We start from the raw sequence: 18,305 nt of genomic DNA, 5'->3' as shown, positions 1-18,305 counted from the left end.
TTTAAAAATGAAAAAGTTAACTGGACTTATCGCAGCACCCCATACGCCGTTTGATAGCAATAACAAAGTGAACTTCGCGGTGATTGATCAGATTGCCCAACTGCTGATTGAACAGGGCGTGAAAGGCGCGTACGTGTGTGGGACGACAGGTGAAGGCATTCACTGCTCGGTTGAAGAACGTAAAGCGATTGCGGAACGCTGGGTGAAAGCGGCAGATGGCAAACTGGATCTTATCATCCATACCGGTGCACTCAGCATTGTTGATACCATCGACCTCACTAAACACGCTGAAACACTGGATATTCTGGCTACTTCGGCCATTGGCCCCTGCTTTTTTAAACCGGGCAGCGTTGAAGATTTAGTGGAGTATTGCGCGCAAGTGGCTTCAGCGGCACCGTCGAAAGGGTTTTACTACTACCATTCCGGCATGTCAGGCGTGAACCTGGATCTCGAACAATTTTTGATTCAGGGGGAACAACGCATCCCCAACCTGTCGGGCGCGAAGTTTAACAATACTGATCTTTACGAGTACCAACGCTGCATCCGCGCCTGTAACGGCAAATTCGATATGCCATTTGGCGTGGATGAGTTTTTACCAGCAGGACTTGCAGTGGGTGCTGTCAGCGCTGTCGGCAGTACTTACAACTATGCGGCGCCGTTATACTTGAAGATCATCGACGCCTTCCACCAAGGTAAGCACGATGAAGTGGCCGCTTTGATGGACAAAGTGATCGCGATTATCAGAGTGCTGGTGGAATATGGTGGCGTTGCGGCGGGTAAGGTCGCGATGCAACTGCATGGCATTGAAACAGGCGATCCCCGCCAACCGATCCGAGCGCTGACTGCAAACCAGAAAGCAGATGTTGTGGCTAAGATGCGTGATGCGGGTTTTATGTCTATTTGATCATGTACCCAAGCCAAATGAAAGTACTTGCATACAGAGGGGTTCTTCCCCTCTTCTGTATTGGTAAAATTTCGTCGATTTAGTGTCAATGTGCCTAGCCCTTTGATACTTTTAGATCTGCCAAACGAATACAATGAGGCTTTTGTGAATTCGCCGAAAAATCTACTGGTTCGACTCCGGTCAAATATCGAGCCATTAAGCAAAAAGTTAAGACTGGTTGCGGATTACATCCTAGAGAATGCCCATGACGTCCAGTTTCAAACGATCACTGATTTAGCCCGCAGCACTAAAACCAGTGAGGCGACAGTTGTTCGGTTATGCCGGGATATGGGATACAAAGGTTACTCAGATTTTCGAATGGCGCTCGCAGTGGATCTCAGCCAGACGGCAAGTCTGAACAAGCCAAAGGGTAGCGGAGATATCTGTGATATTTCCGCGCAGAGTGCCGTGGACAGCCTGCAAGATACTGCGAAACTGATTGACCGGAACGCGTTGAACCGCATCTGTGAACGGGTACATAACGCATCGTTTATCGGTTGTGTGGGAGTTGGTGCATCGAGTATTGTCGGTCGCTACCTCGCTTACCGTTTAGTGCGGATCGGCAAAAAAGCGATCATGTACGATGATACGCACGTCGCTGCAATGAGCGCAGGCCGCAGTTGTGAAGGCGATTTGTGGTTTGCAGTATCCAGCTCTGGCAGCACAAAAGAGGTGATTCATGCCGCGTCACTGGCGCATCAACGAGGCACTCCCGTCATATCGTTGACCAATATAAGCCATAGTCCGTTGTCGGCGATATCTGATGAACTGTTGGTGGCAGCGAGACCAGAAGGGCCACTTACAGGTGGCGCGTTTGCGTCAAAAGTCGGCGCCTTGCTTCTTGTCGATGCCTTGGTCAATACACTTTTAGACCGTTATCCGGAGTATTCTGAGTCAGTGCAAGAAACGGCAGAAGTCGTCTTACCATTAATGAACAGCTAGCTCCTCAGCGTGTTTATGTCTCAACCAGCGCAAAATTAGATGGCTGGAGCAGGGATATTTGGCAGTTTGATGCTCAACAAAAAACCGGACAGAAATATCTAGAAATTTATTCAACGCCAATTATGAAGCGCAGCCGAGCACAGAAATTCGTTTTATGGTGATTGATATTGACCAAATAAACTAAAAAGAGACTGCCCGCCACTACCTCCTATGCTCTCCAGTAGACTAACAAAGGGGATTGCGTTGGATTGAATGTGTCGGGCAGCCTTACTTCCCCAATTTTATATTGCACCCGCTTTTGAATTCCTCCATCCCTCGTATTTACGCGATACCTTCTACCCTCTGTTTAATAACCAAGCCATAGCATTCACCAAAAGTGTATCAACCAACTGTAAATCAGGCCGTAGATATCGGTAACTCCCCTCATCTAACAGAGTTCAACTTTGAATTTTCATTCACACACCATGCAAATGCATTTAAATAACACCTCTTTTGCCTTGTCTGATAAATAATCACAAAACGCCAATATTGATTAGATACCAAACATAAAAAGCAATTCATGTTCATTTTGTGATATTAAGCCTACGTTCAATATTGTTTTAATATGTTGCATTCCATTAATCAAACATTTCAGTTGGTCATATTGTGAACGCGCAAAATACAAGCGGAAACGTTTGCTTGTTAAATCAGTCGCATGAAAATAAAAAACAATAAACAAATCAATAACCATCTCTTGTTTGAGAAAATTTACACGTCTACTGTTTTCAAGGCCAATGAGTGGTATCTATTTAAGGACAGAAAATGAATAAAACATTATTAGCAGTGGTTTTGTCTTCTCTGGTAGCAGGAACAGCCCAAGCAGCAACAATTTATAAAAACGATAACGGCGACAACATTAAAGTTTATGGTGGCGCAGAGGTGGGAGGTACTTTTGTCTCTGACACCGACAAGACACCGTTTGGCACAGATACAACCTATGTCGACCAATCCTTTGCGACCATCGGTCTGAAAGGCCAAACCGGCAACTTCTACGGCAAGTTCGAGGTAGACGCAGAACGTGAAGATTGGACTGCCGACAACAACCTTCGCATTGTCATTGATAAGATCATGGTGGGTTTCAAGTTTGCTGACCACCATGCACTGGAGTTTGGTCGTACTGATACAGCCTATGACAAAGTCGACTCTTTTGGTGACATGACCAACGAATTGGGCGCGGGCATTTCAGAAGCGGGCGACCAGGACAATACCATTCGCTACATCGGCAATTTTGGCAGCATCAAGATGTCAGTATCCCACTCGCTGGAAGGCTGGGATGGAGAAACAGATGAAAATGGTGAGCCAGTCAAATACAGCTACCAGACAGATTCACTGTATGGCGCAGTGACGAACGGCTATATCGGCTACTACGGCGATGACTTCACCGTGATCCTGGGTGGTGAAAAAGGTAAAGAAACCGAGATCTATTCTGCGCATGCTGAAATGGACTTTGACAACTTCACTCTGGGCGGCCTGGTATTCGACCAAACCAAAAACTTCAATGGCGGCAAAGACAAAAACACCATCGGTGCAAACATTGGTGGTAAATACGCACTGAATGACAAAACCAACCTGATCGCCACATTCAACTATGAAGACACCAAAGGCGACGCGGATGCCAACATCTATGGCGTGTTCGGTGCCGATTACATGTACGCCCAAAACGTCAAACTAGCGGCCGAAATCGCAGCAGGCAACGTACTGGATAAAGGCGAATCTGGCGCGCTGATGTTTGTTAAAGCCTTCTACTGGTTCTAAGTCTCCACTTCCCTTACTTTTCGCCCCCATTTATGGGGGCGCTTTCCACGCGTTGAGGCAATCATGAAAAAAAGAAACCTTGCTTTGTCCCTGCTGGCGACCTCTGTGTTGGCTGGCTGTGCCGCGAACACAGAACAAGCCCCATCATGGGTACAGGACAAATCCTACGACATCACCATCATCCACACCAACGACAACCACGGTAACTTCTGGCAGAACAGTAAAGGCGAGCTTGGCATGGCCGCCCGCGCCACCCTGATCAAACAGATTCGTGAAGAAGTAGAAAAAGAAGGCGGCGCTGTTCTGTTGCTGTCCGGTGGTGACATCAATACCGGTGTACCAGAATCTGATTTACAGGATGCAAAGCCTGACTTTCTTGGTATGAACATGATTGGCTACGACGCAATGGCCGTGGGCAACCATGAATTTGATAACCCGCTTGATGTGCTGGCCCAACAGGTAGAATGGGCGAATTTCCCCTTCCTGGCTGCCAACATCTATCAAGATGGTGAGCGCATGTTTGAACCCTACAAGATCTTCGACAAACAAGGCGTGAAGATTGCGGTAATTGGCCTGACAACTGAAGATACCGCGAAGATTGGTAACCCAGAGTTCATCTCTGAGATCACCTTTACCGATCCGAAAGAAGAAGCCAAAAAGGTGATTGCGGAACTGAAACACAAACACAACCCTGATGTGATCATTGCAGCAACCCATATGGGTCATTACGTCAACGGTAACCATGGCTCAAACGCGCCGGGTGACGTGCTGCTGGCACGCTATCTCAATGAAGGCGATCTGGACATGATCGTGGGTGGACACTCACAAGAACCAGTCTGCATGGAAGCCCCCAACAAGCCGGCAGCATTCAAACCGGGTGATGAGTGTAAACCTGATGTGCAGAACGGCACCACCATTGTGCAGGCGCACGAATGGGGTAAGTATGTTGGCCGCGCTGACTTTACCTTTAAAAACGGCGAGTTCGAGCTGCAATCTTATGAACTGATCCCGGTGAACCTGAAGAAGAAAGTAACGGTGGATGGCAAAAAAGTCCGCGTCTTTATTCAGGATGAAATCGCACAAGATCCCGAGGTTTACAACACTCTGAAACCGTATAAGGAAAAAGGGCAGGCCGCGCTGGAAATCGTGATTGGCAACATTAACGCTGATTTGGTGGGTGAGCGTAACATTGTACGCAACAACCAAACCAACCTCGGCCGCCTGATTGCAGAGTCACACAAAGAGCGCGCAAAAGCGGACTTTGCCGTCATGAACTCAGGCGGTGTGCGTGCTTCCATCGAAGCCGGTGACGTTACCTATAAAGATGTACTGCGCGTACAACCCTTTGCCAACATGGTGACTTACGTTGACATGACGGGTGAAGAAGTACAGCAATACCTGAATGTTGTAGGTACAAAAACCAAAGATTCCGGGGCTTATGTGCAGTTTGCCGGTGTCAGCATGACCGTGGAAGCAGACAACGTCTCTGACGTAAAAATCAATGGCGTTGCGTTAAACCCAACGCAGATTTATCGCTTCACGGTGCCATCTTTTAATGCCGCCGGTGGCGACGGTTACCCAAAAATCACTGATCACCCTGCATTTGTAAATACCGGTTACGTTGATGCCGAAGTGCTGAAGGAATTCATCCAGAATCACTCCCCTATCGACGTATCAGCGTTCGAACCAAACGGTGAAATCACCTACAAATAAAGAAAAGCCAGAGCCTGCTGAATAAAGCGGGCTCTTTCCATCGTGGCAAAAACCTTATTGCCTATTCCAACATCCCAGAAATCACTTACGCGATTGAATCCTTTTGTTTTTGCTTTATCTTTTCAGGTACACGCAGTTTGTTGAGCTTCCCATGAACCTGAAACGCATTGAAACTGACCCGGGCTGTGCGTTATCCCGGCGCTAACCGGCAAAAACATTCTGTATGTCGCACAGGCGGCGCTTCCATTTTTTATGATGATTCTTCTGGGGTTAGTGTTGATCACTGTCTTTCCGGAAATCGTAACGTACCTGCCAACTACCATGAGTCAACGCTAGGGGCAACAAGGAGTATGTTGAGATGAAATTAAACTGCGACATGGGAGAGAGCTTCGGCACCTGGACCATGGGAAAAGATGCCGAAGTGATGCCATGCATAGACATGGCAAGCATTGCCTGTGGCTTTCACGCTTCCGATCCGGTGACCATGCAAAAGACGGTTGCTTTGGCATTGGAACAGGGTGTCACCATTGGCGCCCACCCCGGTTACCCAGATTTGATGGGATTTGGCCGCCGTCAGTTTGACTGTACCAAACAGGAACTTTACGCCTGGCTCGGCTATCAAATCGGGGCTCTGAAAGGCATTTGCCAGCAACAAGGTGCCAAGGTGAGTTACGTGAAGCCTCACGGCGCCCTCTACAACACCATGATGAAAAACATGGCAGTGCTGGAGACCGTCATGCGTGCCGTGAAGACAGCAGCGCCGGGCTGCCCCTTGGTGGTGATGGCTATTCCCAGCCGCCAGCTCATGCTTGATATGGCTGCCGACATCGGCATCGATCTGATGTTCGAAGCCTTTTCTGACCGCGCATACGACGACCAAGGATTCCTTGTCGATCGCCGCATAGACGGCGCTGTGCATGGCAGCGCAGAGGCCATTATCGGGCAGGTGCAGCAAATCATCGAGCAAGGAACAGTGACGACGTTAAGTGGTAAAACCCTCAAGATTGAGGCAGATACACTTTGCATCCACGGCGACGGCCCCCATGCCTCCGCTGTCGCCAACGCCCTGACACAATGGAGGGCAAATGGCGCGGATTGAATCAGTGAATGAGCAGACGCTGATTGTATACTTTGGCGACAATATTAATGAAGCAGTTGCTGCGGACGTGAACCGCGCCATCTTTCAGGTCAGGAAAAGTCTCGGCGATTTGGTCACCGATATGATTCCCTCTTACAACTCCATGTTGGTTGAGTTTGATTTAAGCCGCACCGATCGGTTTGACATCATCAAACGCATCCGTCTGGCATTGGCATCAAACACCACCGAAATCAATGACTACAGCGACAATCAGGTCGTCGAGATCCCCGTTTATTACGGCGAGGAAGTTGCGCTGGATATGCCAGACGTCTGCGAAAAAACCGGTCTCGACAGCGCTTCCGTCATCAGGCTCCATAGCCAGCGGGAATACCGTGTGTATGCCATCGGCTTTAGCCCGGGGTTTGCCTACCTTGGCAGTCTGGATGACGCCATTGTGGTTCCTCGCAAATCCACGCCACGGCTGAAAGTGCCGACGGGAAGCGTAGGGCTAGCAGACAACCAGACCGCAATTTACCCAAGCAGCACACCGGGAGGCTGGCAAATCATCGGCCGCACCCCACTCAACATGGTGGACTGGGACAGCGATTCACTGGCCAAAGTGAATGTCGGCAACCGGGTAAGGTTCTGTCCTGTCGACAGGGATGAGTTTTTGAAACAAGGTGGTGTGTTATGAACGGAGGCGTGTTAGGAATGGGGGCGTGCTATGAGCTTTGAAGTCTTAAGCCCCGGTATGCTTACCCTGCTGCAAGACAGCGGCCGCGTGGGTTTCCAGCATTTGGGCATTACTCCCGGTGGGCCGATGGATGAACATGCGTTTTACTGGGCAAACCGGCTGCTGGGAAACAGCCCGGATGCCGCGCAGCTGGAAATCACCTTTGGTCAGCTCCAGCTAAGGGCGAACGCCAATACCACCATAGCCCTGACCGGGGCCGACCTTTCCGCCACCCTGAACGACAAGGTGCTGAAGCCATGGCAAACCTACGCCATCAAACCGGGAGATGAACTGGCGTTTGGTTCACCAAAAACCGGGTTACGGGCTTATCTTGCCGTCACCGGAGGCTTTGAGTGTGAGCCGAAACTTGGCAGCTGTGCCACCGTAAAACGCGAGCAGTTGGGCGGCTTAACCGGCAAAGGGGATCCGCTGGCAGCAGGCGACATCCTTCCTTTCACCGCCACATCGGTATTCAGTGAACAGCGCACACCAACGTGGGCCATCCCGGATTACGATGCGCCGCTGGCGCTTGGCGTTATTGCCGCGTATCAGAATGCGTCATTCAGCCACAGCGAACAAATGACGTTTTTCACAAGCAGGTATGAAGTCAGCCAGAATATCGACCGCATGGGCTACCGGTTATCCGGCGCGCCGGTAACAAGCCGTCTGGATGGCATTATCTCTGAAGGAATCGCTTTTGGCGCTATCCAGATCCCGAGTGACGGCCAGCCCATCGTGCTGATGAAAGACAGGCAGACCATTGGCGGTTACCCCAAAATTGGCTGTTTAAGCAGCTTAGGGGCAGGGCAGCTTTCCCAGCGCCAACCGGGACAGGTTGTCACCTTCTCATCCATGGATATTGCCGATGCGGAAGTCGAGAGAAGGCTTTTTAATCGGGCAGTATTCGGGTAAATCTTCTGGCAGGCGTACCTGTTTTTCGTTACGCTTCGCCATTATTTTTGCTTGCTTAAACCTCATAGAAACCATAATGAACCTAACAATAAGAACGGCTCTGGACGCAGATGCCAGACGCATCACCGATATCATCAACCCCATCATTCGAAGTGGCCGCTATATTCTTCTCGACTCTCTTTTTTCAGTGTCAGATCAAAGCTTTCTTATCCAGTATTTCCCGGTCAATGGGGTGTTTCTGGTCGCGGAAGATAAAGACACCAAAGCGCTTGTCGGCTACCAAACCGTTGAACCATTTGCCAACTACTCCCGAGCCTTGGATCACGTCGGCATTGTGAACACGTATGTTGCACAGCAGTACCACCGTCAGGGCGTAGCAACAGCGCTGTTTTCCACTATGTTGGATATTGCCCGGTCACGCGGGTTTGAAAAGCTGGTTGCACAGGTTCGCGCTGACAATGAAGCCGCACTAAAAACCTACACAAAGCAGGGGTTTGAGGTATCAGGCCGGGCCAAGAAACAGGCCAAGATCGGTGAAAACTACATTGATGAAATCACAATGGAACGGTTTTTATAACCCATAACGCCTGCCGTATGTTGGCTTTTAAAGGTGCTCCGGTGAGCACCTTCATCCAAAGAAGCACGACTCAACAGTCCCCATCACCCCTACTGTTGTGATGTAAACGATGGCAATCGCGATTGCTTATACATCCGGGCGAAGTGAACACATCGCTGCTTACCTTGTCCCGATCCTACTGGTGCAAAGGTGGGATCACGGCGTATTGGACGCCTGCCATCTGCTCAATACAGTGGATGACCTGACAACTGTAACCAAACTCGTTGTCATACCAAATGTAGAGTACACAACGGTTCCCGTCTACAATGGTCGCTTCACTGTCCACCACCCCCGCATAACGGGAGCCAACGATGTCTGAAGAGACAATCTCGGTAGACTGGGTGTAGTCAATCTGACCGGACAGCGGAGACATCAATGCGGTTTCGCGCAGATACGCGTTGAGCGACTCGCGGTCTACGGCTTTGCCCAGATTGAGGTTGGCAATCGCCATCGACACATTCGGCGTTGGTACACGAATCGCGTTGCCGGTCAGCTTACCTTTCAGCGCTGGTAGTGCCTTGGCAACGGCTTTAGCAGCACCGGTCGAGGTCAGGACCATGTTCAGGGACGCAGCACGGCCACGACGATCACCACTGTGGAAATTATCAATCAGGTTCTGATCATTGGTGAACGAGTGAACCGTTTCGATGTGCCCCGACTCTACGCCATAGCGATCATTCATCGCTTTCAGCACTGGCGTAATAGCATTGGTGGTACAACTCGCCGCAGACACAATGGTGTCGCTGTCTTTTATATCACCATGGTTAACACCAAAGACGATGTTTTTAATGTCACCCTTGCCTGGTGCCGTCAGCAGCACTTTCGCCGCCCCTTTCGCCATCAGGTGGTTGCTCAGGCCATCAACATCACGCCACATGCCGGTGTTATCGACCACCACCGCGTTTTTAATGCCGTACGCTTCGTAGTCCACGTCAGAAGGATGGTTCGCATAAATAATCTGAATGTAATTACCATTCACGATCAGGGCGTTACGGGCGTGGTCAACCAGAATTGAACCATTAAAAGGCCCGTGAACAGAATCACGACGCAGCAAGCTGGCGCGTTTTTCCAAGTCGCCATCTTTGCCGCCACGTACAACAATCGCCCGGAGTCGCAACGGGTATCCCGGTCCGCTTTTTTCTATCATCAAGCGTGTGACCAGACGGCCGATTCTGCCAAAGCCATACAACACGATATCTCTGGGCTCCTTAAGACTCGTGGATAGCGGCAGGTCAGCGATTGCTGTTTTTAGGAAATCATCAAGTTGAGCAAGGTCATCATGATCACGCCAGTAGAGCTCAGCCAGTCTGCCCAGATCAATACGGCATGCGGAAAGCGGTAATTCAGACAATGCTTCTAGAATAGGAAGGGTAAGTGCAGTGGTTATTTCCTGACCGGTATACCAGCGCGCTACTCGGTGAGATTTCAGTAAATCAATGGTACTTGCATTGATAACAGCCCGGCCGTATATCTGGATTTCCACACCCTTTTCACGGTACAGCTTACTGATCAGGGGAGACATGGTTTCTGCGTCGGATTGACTCTTTTGCCATTGGGTAAGGTGTTGTTCAGGACTCATTATGACTTTCTGTGCCTTTTTGAGGGTTAAAGTATAAAAATGCTGTTAATGATTATTTTTATTATTTTGGCGCTGAGTCTAATGGCTTGATGATTATTAACCTAGGAAAATTAAGTCTCAATGAATTTAAATAAGTTTCAATCAGTTAGCATTATTTGTGTAGGTAATTTACGCCTTTAATCCACTTCTTTTTTATTAGCCTCAAAATATGATTGAAAGTTTACAACGTGAAACGTTCAAAAACACAGCTAAAAACTTCTTAATACGATACGTTAAATAAGTTGAACCACTTGCGCTTAAACCTGATCACACGTTGCATTAAGGTGAACATTTATTGACATATTAATTACACCTCTAAATATATACTTTTTAATTTGATTTTTTATCATCACCTTAAAACATCATGATACAGACAAAAACTCACTTACCCGCAACATAGCCTTGATAAAAAATCCACAGCATGTATCATTTAAGCGGATTAAATGCTTAGACCACTAAAGGATAAGTAATCAAGATGAGCACCGAGACGATTAACCAACACGCAACGTTAAAACGTTTAAGGACGGATCAAGATGCATGGGTGTTTCGTACACCGAGGATGGATGATGGCATCAAGATCCATAACCTGATCGCCCATTGCCCACCACTCGATGAAAACTCTTCGTACTGCAATTTCCTTCAATCATCCCACTTCAATAACACCTGCGTTCTCGCAGAGTTCAGCGGTAAAGTTGCTGGGTTTATTTCCGGTTATCGCAAACCGGATGCCCCCAACCACCTGTTTGTCTGGCAAGTCGCTGTAGCACCCGAAAAACGTGGACTTGGCCTCGCCTATCAGATGTTACAAGAACTGTTGATGCGTGGACATCTCCAGCAAATCACCGCAGTAGAAACGACTATCACTGAATCCAATGAAGGTTCCTGGCGTCTTTTCAAGAAGCTGGATGCTGCCAATGGCAAGCAAGGATCAGTGAGCGTGTTTCTCGACGAGGAACAACATTTCAAAGGCCGACACGATACGGAATACCTGTATCACATCCCTTTGAAAAAAAATCATTAATAGGAATAAAACGGAGTCCTCATGGACATTTTTAACAAACAAGAGTCAAACGTTAAGTCATATTGTAATAATTTTCCGGTGGTCTTCACTTCAGCAAAAGGTTGCTGGTTAACCACTGAGGCAGGAGAACGCTACATCGACTTCCTTGCTGGTGCAGGCTCACTTAACTATGGCCACAATAATCCGGTTCTGAAGAAAGCGCTGATGGACTATATCGACAGCGATGGTATTACCCATGGACTTGATATGTTTACTGACGCAAAAGCCGCTTTTCTAACCGCACTCCGTAATCACATCTTCGCGCCACGAAATCTTGATTACAAAGTGCAGTTCACCGGACCTACCGGCACCAACGCGGTTGAAGCAGCGATGAAACTTGCACGCAAAGTTACGGGCCGTACCAATATCATCACGTTTACTAATGGCTTCCACGGTTGCACCATGGGTGCATTAACGGCTACCGGTAATCAACACCACCGTGGCGGTGCCGGCATGCCATTGTTTGGTACATCACGTATTCCTTATGAAGGCTATGCCGACGTTGATGGCCTGGCCCTGTTTGAAACCATGCTGAATGATAACTCCAGTGGTCTGGATAAACCGGCTGCAGTGCTACTGGAAACCCTGCAAGGTGAAGGTGGCCTGAACGTGGCGTCCAATGCGTGGCTGCAAAAACTGAGCAAAATATGTAAAGCCCACGGGATTTTGCTGATTGTTGATGATATCCAGGCTGGTTGTGGCCGTACTGGCACTTTCTTCAGTTTTGAGCCTTCAGGCATCAAACCGGACATGGTCACCCTGTCGAAATCTATCAGTGGTTATGGGCTACCAATGGCACTGGTACTGCTGAAGCCTGAACTGGATAAGTGGTCACCCGGCGAGCATAACGGTACGTTCCGTGGTAACAACCATGCTTTTATCACTGCAACAAAAGCCATTGAAAGCTATTGGCAAAATAGTGAGTTCGAAAGCCATATCGCTGAACGCAGCCGTCAGGTAACAAAAACCATTGACCGCTCACTCACGCGGCTGTCTTCACTGTTCGTCCGTGCCAAAGGCCGCGGCATGATGCAAGGCATCGAGTGTAAAAACGGTGACATCGCCAGTGCCATTTCTCGCCGTTGTTTCGAGAAAGGCATGATCATCGAAACAGCAGGCCCTGATGATGAAGTGGTGAAGTTTTTCTGCCCACTGACCATCAGCGAATCTGAGCTGGAGCAAGGCCTGCAGATTTTTGAAAAAGCGGCACAAGACATTGCCAACACACTGACCCGTAAAGCGTCATAAGGAAAGAAATAACCATGATCGTAAGAACTCTGGAAGCGTGTAAAAACAGTGAACGCCGCGTCGTTGCCGAGACATGGGAAAGCGTTCGCATGTTGCTGAAAGATGACCAAATGGGCTTTTCATTCCATATCACTACCATCTTTAAAGGCACTGAAACCCATATCCATTACAAAAACCATCTGGAGTCGGTGTACTGCATGTCCGGTGAAGGTGAGATTGAAGTAGTAGGCGGTGAAACCTACCCCATCAAACCCGGTACACTGTATATCCTTGATAAGCATGATGAGCATTACCTGCGTGCTTACAAAGGTGCCGATATGGTGATGGCTTGCGTGTTTAACCCGCCGATCACAGGCCAGGAAACCCATGACGAAAATGGCGTATACCCACTGGTAGATTGATAAACCACATCAGTTAGGGGCGGCTTTGCCCCTGCTTCTTATTTCGATTCAAAACAGAAAGACAAGGATTTTAATGATGACTTATACCGTTGAGAAAATCGGCGGCACGTCGATGTCTGCATTTGATGCAGTGTTGGACAATATTTTTCTGCATCCTAAGGACCCGTATAACCGCGTATTTGTCGTCTCTGCGTACGGCGGGATCACCGATGCCCTGCTGGAAAATAAACGCACCGGCGAGCCGGGTATTTACCAGCTGGTCGCGAAACGTGATGAGCAATGGGTTGAGGCAGTTAGTGCTCTCGAGCAGCGCCTGAAGATGATCAATGAAAACCTGTTTGCTGACCCACTGAACCGCACCCGCGCAGACAATTTCATCACAGAGCGGCTAAATGACGCCAAAGACTGTATTGCAAACATTCTGGCAACGTGCAGCTATGGTCAGTTCACCTTACGCCAGTACTTGCCGCAAATTCGAGAGTTTTTATCTTCAATCGGCGAAGCCCACAGTGCTTATAACACCGCTTTGAAGCTAAAAACTCTTGGAATCAATACTAAATTCGTCGATCTCTCCGGTTGGGACAACCAGCTGTCTGGCACGCTGGATCAGGTCATTACTGACGCCTTCAAAGAAATTGATGTAACAACAGAATTGCCCATTGTGACCGGCTATGCGTATTGCGATGAAGGCTTGATGAAGACCTACGATCGCGGCTACAGCGAAATGACATTCAGCCGAATCGCCTACCAAACCTCAGCAGATCTGGCGATCATCCACAAAGAGTATCACCTCAGCAGCGCTGACCCGCGCATTGCTGGACCTGAAAATGTGTTGCCTATCGGGCAAAGTAATTTCGATGTGGCCGACCAGCTGGCGAATCTAGGCATGGAAGCGATTCACCCAAACGCCGCATCCGGCCTGCGCCAGAAAAACATTCCGCTACAAATCAAAAACACGTTTGAGCCTGAGCATAAAGGCACGCTGATTTCGCAGGCTTACCAGCCTGATGCAGAGAAAATCGAGATCATTGCTGGCCGCGATAAGGTCTTCGCCTTGCATATTTTTGATCAGACCATGGTCGGCAACGTGGATAATGTCGGCTATGAGCTGATGGAAATGATTGCAGAAGAAAGCGTTAGTCTGGTCGGTAAAGAGATGAGTGCAAACTCCCTCACCTACTACCTGAGCGGTGTCGCCAAAAACCTCAACAAGTTGCTCTACCGTGCGGAAAAACGCCTCCCAACGTCAACCATCACTGGCCATATGGTGGCACTGATTTCAGCCATCGGTTCTGAAATCAATACCAATACCACGCTCAGCAAAGGTGTGCTAGCACTGATGAACAGTGACATCTCACCGATTGCCGTCCATTCGTCAATGCGGAACGTCAACGTGCAGTTTGTGGTGAAAGACGAGAAATACAAGAGTGCTATCCGTGCACTGCATGATGAGTTCTTTGTAAAAACCGCGAAGAGAGACAAACAGGTCGCGTAAGCACAGCCTGAAAATACAAAACGCCGGGGTCACTTCAGTGCCCCGACATTTTTTTCTTCACCATGGAGAGGAATTATTTCTGGCCGGCTTTGATCAGCACAGAAGTGTCCATACGTCCCAGTCCCTTAGCCTGCAAAGCCGCGTATTTCTGGTCGACGTCTTTTGTTAGCGGAAGTTCGATGCCTTTACTGGCCGCCTCGTCCAGACAAATCCCCAAATCCTTGCGCATCCAGTCAATCGCAAAGCCGAAATCAAATTTATCCTGTGACATGGTGACCGCACGGTTTTCCATCTGCCATGAGCCCGCCGCACCATGCTTGAGCACATCCACCATTTGCGCGATATCCAGGCCCGAAGCCTGTGCCAATACCAGTGCTTCACTCAAGCCTTGCAAAATACCAGCAATACAGATTTGGTTTACCATTTTGCAGCGCTGACCCTGACCGTTTTCGCCCATCAACACCGCTTGTTTGGCATAGGCGTCAATCACCGGTTTCACCCGTTCGAATACCGCTTTATCACCACCACACATCACTGTCAGGGTGCCATTTTCTGCGCCCGCCTGACCGCCAGAAACCGGCGCATCAATAAAAGATACGCCTTTATCTTGGCATGCCTTTGCCAATTCAACCGCCAGATCTGCAGATGTTGTGGTGTGATCGACTAACACACTGCCCGGTTTCATGCTCGCCAGCACACCGTCTTCGCCATAGATCACACTGCGGACATCATCGTCGTTGCCCACACAGACAAAAACAATGTCCACGCCTTTGGCGGCTTCCCGCGGTGTTGAGGCAAACTCACCACCATACTCCTTCGCCCATGCTTCCGCTTTTGCCGTCGTCCTGTTGTAAACCGTCGTGGCAAAACCTGTTTTTTGCAGGTGACCGGCCATGGGATAACCCATCACACCCAAACCAATAAAGGATACTTTTTCCTGAGCCATCAATTTTCTCCTGTTCCTCCATGAGGCTATTACCGCGACTATATCAAAGCACTCAAGCGATTACCCGTCTCACTCCCATGTTCAAAAGACAAGCGCTTTCAACACGTAGATTTCAAGGCGATAAATGGTGTTTTGTTCGCCAACTGAACGTTAACAGACAATGATTTTGGGGTTTCATTGACAGGAATACAGCGCCATGCACCTGAAAGTGTTACCCTATTGATGAAATTTCCCATGAGAACTGAAAAATGACCAAACTAACTGCAGACGTTCAGGCAAACTTGATGTTGTTCGTTGAAGAAACCAAACGCACCAACGTGGTTTGGGGTCTGAAAAACGAGGAAGAAGGCTGGCTGGCATGTGATTCCAGCGAATTCGAAGAAAGCGAAGTCATGCCATTCTGGTCAGCAAAAGAAGACGCTGAACACCACAACGTTGATGAATGGGCCGATTTTGAAGTAACTGAAATCCCGCTGGACGTGTTTGTTGAAGACTGGCTTATCACTCTGGATGAGGATGGCGTGCTGGTAGGTACTAACTGGAATGCAGAGCTTGAAGGCGAAGAGATTGAGCCTTCCGAGCTGGCGAAAATGTACTTGTAAGCCTTTCTATTAACAGAGTGCATGGTTCCACCCCGTTATTGCAGAAGCCATCGACCAATGACGGGATGGAGCTGAAGGCTCTGAAAATTGGCTACAAACGCGCCAGACTGGATCTGTCTGGCACGTGCCGAGACAACAGTGAATCCGTAAAATCAAAGCAACAATGACGCAGGTTGGAAGCATACAATTGGACGTCAGGATTGTACTCAACATGAAGGCAGAATTTGTATTTGAGTACAGGAGAGGCTTTCTTTGTTTTGCTCAAAAATAGTCAGCACAACCATGCGTCGTAAAATTACTACAAAACATAGGTTATGCTGACGAACAATGCCAACTTTGCAGCCTTATACTGCAAATATCTATTTGAAAAGAAAGTTACTTCTTACCTTCTTTATCCAAGCGGGTCAGCTCTTTGATCTGACGGCTAATTTCGCGACGCTCTTTTGAGATTTCAGCACTTTTGATGATGTGATCATCAACACGATCTTCGTAGTCTGCTTTCATGTTCTTGATGATTTCCACGATTTCTTCGTGTGTCATCTCTGGCCGAATGTAATCAAGCAGGTTCTCAAGTAATGTCACGCGCTTTTGGTTATCGCGAATTTTCTTCTCGTTATCCTGAATTTCTCGTTTCAGTTTGTTTTTGCGACGAGAGAACTTAACAATCTCGAATACATTGTTCATCGGTTTACAACCTTCTTAGTGTGATCCTGATGAAATTAAACCACAAGGTGACGGCCAGAAACAGTCTTTTGATCAAGGCAGCCCTGTATTTTGTGAGAAGTTTTAGTGACAGGATGGAAGATGTCTGAAACGCTCTTATCTATGATAAATAAGGGGTAAGGGATGAAATATACTGAATGGTTAACAATATCCTTTATCGTAATCGATACAAAAGACACGCTTAACGGCGTGTCTTTAACCAGAGTGAAAAAATCACTCAATGGCACCTTCTAAACGAACGTGTTCGCCTTGCAGTTTGAGCACAGCTCCCCGAAGCATGGCGTTTACCAATTCAGTTGCATCAAATTTGGTCAGTGCTTCGTGGGCACCTACTTGATGAGCACGATCCACGCTGATCTCACTGGAAAGGGACGTGTGAAGAATGAGATAAGTCTCTGACAACGGTCCATTGTTGCGAATTTCAAATGCCAGCTCATAACCATCAATGCCCGGCATTTCAATGTCGCTGACGACAATATCAAACGGGCGACCGTCTTTGGCTGCTTGGTTAAGCTTCTCAAGCGCATCCAAACCGTTAGCACTGACTTCATAGGGAATATTGATACTGTCGAGTGCTTCAGAGAGTTGGCGTCTTGCCAGACTGCTGTCATCGACAAGCATAATGTGCATAGGTTTGAGCTTTTCCCTATCGATATCCGCTAAGATTGGATGCAACTTATCTTCCGGCATGGGGAATATTTTGGACATCACCAGCTCAACGTCAAGCAATTGAACCAATTTGCCCTCTACCTTCATCACTCCGGTGAGAAAAGCATGGCTCCCCAATGTTTCTGGTGGCGATGAGATATTGCGCCAGTCGCACTCGCTGATTTTTTCAATACCACGAACAAGAAAGCCGACCACTCGACGTTGGCAATCAGTGATGATAATAAAGCAATTCTCGTACTCTTCTTTCCCTACAGCGGTATAGCCCACAGCTTTCGCCATATCGATGATAGGTGTAGGGATGCCCCGGATATTGGCAGTACCAATAACAGTGTGATGAGAACCAGGCAACGAGGTGAGCGGGCGATAAGGAACAATTTCCCGAACTTTCAACGTACCGATAGCAAATGTTTGCGTTGCGGACAACTTGAATAGCAACATTCCTTGAGATTCATTGGCTTTGCTTTTCATAGAACGCCTGTTGTTAGCCTGTGGGTTTATCGTCTTAAGTGTAGCGTTTCGTCTCGTTAATAACACCTACCTTGTACCGTTTATAGTAAAGGATCAGCAATTTCTTCTATAAAAAATCAGAGCATTAAATGAACGCCCCGTGGTTACAAGATTGCCTGCAAACAAACCCAACCGGCTGAACCATACATTGAACCAAGGCCAGTAAAGCAGAACAGACAGAAAATTATTCAGCGTTTTCGCTTTATTTCAGGAGCTTTCCTATTATTGATAGGTAACGCGCTAAAAACTGACGCCGAAGTGAGCCTAATGTCATTCTGTGTTCTACTGGCTGTCAGATACAAACA

The 18,305-nt window shown here is 48.2% G+C and carries 17 protein-coding genes and 1 pseudogene; 14 read left to right on the top strand and 4 right to left on the bottom strand.

The annotated features are described in order from the left end of the window. Positions 1–7 precede the first annotated feature (7 nt). From AC6IB1_RS00450 to AC6IB1_RS00410, 9 genes and pseudogenes are all read left to right on the top strand, one after another. On the top strand, positions 8–904 hold the full coding sequence (locus tag AC6IB1_RS00450; RefSeq protein WP_497566442.1) for a dihydrodipicolinate synthase family protein: 897 nt from the start codon (positions 8–10) through the stop codon (positions 902–904). Positions 905–1,048: 144 nt separating this feature from the next. Next, positions 1,049–1,885 (top strand): MurR/RpiR family transcriptional regulator, encoded by an 837-nt coding sequence (locus AC6IB1_RS00445; protein ID WP_497566441.1) that lies wholly within the window; start codon positions 1,049–1,051, stop codon positions 1,883–1,885. Positions 1,886–2,686: 801 nt separating this feature from the next. After that, entirely contained in the window at positions 2,687–3,679 is a 993-nt protein-coding gene (locus AC6IB1_RS00440) for a porin (protein WP_497566440.1), read from the top strand. Positions 3,680–3,742: 63 nt separating this feature from the next. Continuing rightward, positions 3,743–5,392: a bifunctional UDP-sugar hydrolase/5'-nucleotidase UshA gene (gene ushA, locus AC6IB1_RS00435; protein WP_497566439.1), complete on the top strand. Its 1,650-nt coding sequence runs from the start codon at positions 3,743–3,745 to the stop codon at positions 5,390–5,392. A 183-nt stretch (positions 5,393–5,575) separates the two neighbouring features. Then, a pseudogene (locus AC6IB1_RS00430) lies at positions 5,576–5,728 on the top strand (C4-dicarboxylate ABC transporter permease); the annotation flags it as partial. Positions 5,729–5,750: 22 nt separating this feature from the next. Continuing rightward, positions 5,751–6,491: a 5-oxoprolinase subunit PxpA gene (locus AC6IB1_RS00425; protein ID WP_497566438.1), complete on the top strand. Its 741-nt coding sequence runs from the start codon at positions 5,751–5,753 to the stop codon at positions 6,489–6,491. After that, positions 6,478–7,164: a 5-oxoprolinase subunit PxpB gene (gene pxpB / locus AC6IB1_RS00420; RefSeq protein ID WP_497566437.1), complete on the top strand. Its 687-nt coding sequence runs from the start codon at positions 6,478–6,480 to the stop codon at positions 7,162–7,164. Before AC6IB1_RS00425 ends, pxpB begins: the two co-directional genes overlap by 14 nt. Positions 7,165–7,194: 30 nt before the next feature. Further along, positions 7,195–8,115: a 5-oxoprolinase subunit C family protein gene (locus AC6IB1_RS00415; protein WP_497566436.1), complete on the top strand. Its 921-nt coding sequence runs from the start codon at positions 7,195–7,197 to the stop codon at positions 8,113–8,115. Between the two features lie 76 nt (positions 8,116–8,191). Continuing rightward, on the top strand, positions 8,192–8,692 hold the full coding sequence (locus AC6IB1_RS00410; protein ID WP_497566435.1) for a GNAT family N-acetyltransferase: 501 nt from the start codon (positions 8,192–8,194) through the stop codon (positions 8,690–8,692). 175 nt (positions 8,693–8,867) lie between these two features. Here AC6IB1_RS00410 and AC6IB1_RS00405 read toward each other — a convergent pair whose 3' ends face one another. Then, complete coding sequence (locus AC6IB1_RS00405) at positions 8,868–10,310, bottom strand: glyceraldehyde-3-phosphate dehydrogenase (protein WP_497566434.1); 1,443 nt, start codon at positions 10,308–10,310, stop codon at positions 8,868–8,870. A 514-nt stretch (positions 10,311–10,824) separates the two neighbouring features. On the opposite strand from AC6IB1_RS00405, the gene ectA reads away from it, so the two are divergent. From ectA to AC6IB1_RS00385, 4 genes are all read left to right on the top strand, one after another. Continuing rightward, positions 10,825–11,370, top strand: a complete 546-nt coding sequence (gene ectA / locus AC6IB1_RS00400; RefSeq protein WP_497566433.1) for a diaminobutyrate acetyltransferase — start codon at positions 10,825–10,827, stop codon at positions 11,368–11,370. Between the two features lie 21 nt (positions 11,371–11,391). Then, the gene (ectB, locus tag AC6IB1_RS00395) at positions 11,392–12,657 is read left to right on the top strand and encodes a diaminobutyrate--2-oxoglutarate transaminase (RefSeq protein WP_497566432.1); all 1,266 of its coding nucleotides are present in this window, start codon (positions 11,392–11,394) and stop codon (positions 12,655–12,657) included. A gap of 14 nt (positions 12,658–12,671) precedes the next feature. Next, positions 12,672–13,058 carry an ectoine synthase gene (locus tag AC6IB1_RS00390; protein ID WP_005504330.1) on the top strand — a complete coding sequence of 129 codons (387 nt, stop codon included), beginning with the start codon at positions 12,672–12,674 and terminating at the stop codon, positions 13,056–13,058. A 76-nt stretch (positions 13,059–13,134) separates the two neighbouring features. Next, positions 13,135–14,553: an aspartate kinase gene (locus AC6IB1_RS00385; RefSeq protein ID WP_497566672.1), complete on the top strand. Its 1,419-nt coding sequence runs from the start codon at positions 13,135–13,137 to the stop codon at positions 14,551–14,553. Positions 14,554–14,626: 73 nt separating this feature from the next. Here the strand turns inward: AC6IB1_RS00385 and AC6IB1_RS00380 are convergent, their stop codons facing one another. Further along, positions 14,627–15,499: an NAD(P)-dependent oxidoreductase gene (locus AC6IB1_RS00380; RefSeq protein WP_497566431.1), complete on the bottom strand. Its 873-nt coding sequence runs from the start codon at positions 15,497–15,499 to the stop codon at positions 14,627–14,629. Between the two features lie 248 nt (positions 15,500–15,747). Between AC6IB1_RS00380 and AC6IB1_RS00375 the strand changes: the two genes are divergently transcribed. Then, on the top strand, positions 15,748–16,101 hold the full coding sequence (locus AC6IB1_RS00375) for a DUF2750 domain-containing protein (protein WP_497566430.1): 354 nt from the start codon (positions 15,748–15,750) through the stop codon (positions 16,099–16,101). Positions 16,102–16,476: 375 nt separating this feature from the next. On the opposite strand, the gene AC6IB1_RS00370 is transcribed toward AC6IB1_RS00375, so the two are convergent. Both AC6IB1_RS00370 and AC6IB1_RS00365 read right to left on the bottom strand, forming a co-directional pair. Further along, the gene (locus tag AC6IB1_RS00370) at positions 16,477–16,785 is read right to left on the bottom strand and encodes a DUF496 family protein (RefSeq protein ID WP_497566429.1); all 309 of its coding nucleotides are present in this window, start codon (positions 16,783–16,785) and stop codon (positions 16,477–16,479) included. A gap of 252 nt (positions 16,786–17,037) precedes the next feature. Continuing rightward, positions 17,038–17,961, bottom strand: a complete 924-nt coding sequence (locus AC6IB1_RS00365; RefSeq protein WP_497566428.1) for a chemotaxis protein — start codon at positions 17,959–17,961, stop codon at positions 17,038–17,040. Positions 17,962–18,305 lie beyond the last annotated feature (344 nt).

Source organism: Grimontia sp. THUN1695 (assembly GCF_059704325.2).
The sequence above is the reverse complement of the archived record's forward strand: the minus strand, read 5'-3'. Positions and strand labels throughout refer to the sequence as shown.

Bases quoted from the DNA above. Each gene is read 5' to 3' on its own strand.
- AC6IB1_RS00415 (WP_497566436.1), top strand. From the start codon at position 7,195: ATGAGCTTTGAAGTCTTAAGCCCCGGTATGCTTACCCTGCTGCAAGAC.
- AC6IB1_RS00425 (WP_497566438.1), top strand. From the start codon at position 5,751: ATGAAATTAAACTGCGACATGGGAGAGAGCTTCGGCACCTGGACCATG.
- AC6IB1_RS00405 (WP_497566434.1), bottom strand. From the start codon at position 10,310: ATGAGTCCTGAACAACACCTTACCCAATGGCAAAAGAGTCAATCCGAC.
- AC6IB1_RS00375 (WP_497566430.1), top strand. From the start codon at position 15,748: ATGACCAAACTAACTGCAGACGTTCAGGCAAACTTGATGTTGTTCGTT.
- AC6IB1_RS00410 (WP_497566435.1), top strand. From the start codon at position 8,192: ATGAACCTAACAATAAGAACGGCTCTGGACGCAGATGCCAGACGCATC.
- AC6IB1_RS00365 (WP_497566428.1), bottom strand. From the start codon at position 17,961: ATGAAAAGCAAAGCCAATGAATCTCAAGGAATGTTGCTATTCAAGTTG.
- AC6IB1_RS00450 (WP_497566442.1), top strand. From the start codon at position 8: ATGAAAAAGTTAACTGGACTTATCGCAGCACCCCATACGCCGTTTGAT.
- AC6IB1_RS00380 (WP_497566431.1), bottom strand. From the start codon at position 15,499: ATGGCTCAGGAAAAAGTATCCTTTATTGGTTTGGGTGTGATGGGTTAT.
- ectA (WP_497566433.1), top strand. From the start codon at position 10,825: ATGAGCACCGAGACGATTAACCAACACGCAACGTTAAAACGTTTAAGG.
- AC6IB1_RS00390 (WP_005504330.1), top strand. From the start codon at position 12,672: ATGATCGTAAGAACTCTGGAAGCGTGTAAAAACAGTGAACGCCGCGTC.
- AC6IB1_RS00370 (WP_497566429.1), bottom strand. From the start codon at position 16,785: ATGAACAATGTATTCGAGATTGTTAAGTTCTCTCGTCGCAAAAACAAA.
- AC6IB1_RS00385 (WP_497566672.1), top strand. From the start codon at position 13,135: ATGACTTATACCGTTGAGAAAATCGGCGGCACGTCGATGTCTGCATTT.
- AC6IB1_RS00440 (WP_497566440.1), top strand. From the start codon at position 2,687: ATGAATAAAACATTATTAGCAGTGGTTTTGTCTTCTCTGGTAGCAGGA.
- pxpB (WP_497566437.1), top strand. From the start codon at position 6,478: ATGGCGCGGATTGAATCAGTGAATGAGCAGACGCTGATTGTATACTTT.
- ushA (WP_497566439.1), top strand. From the start codon at position 3,743: ATGAAAAAAAGAAACCTTGCTTTGTCCCTGCTGGCGACCTCTGTGTTG.
- ectB (WP_497566432.1), top strand. From the start codon at position 11,392: ATGGACATTTTTAACAAACAAGAGTCAAACGTTAAGTCATATTGTAAT.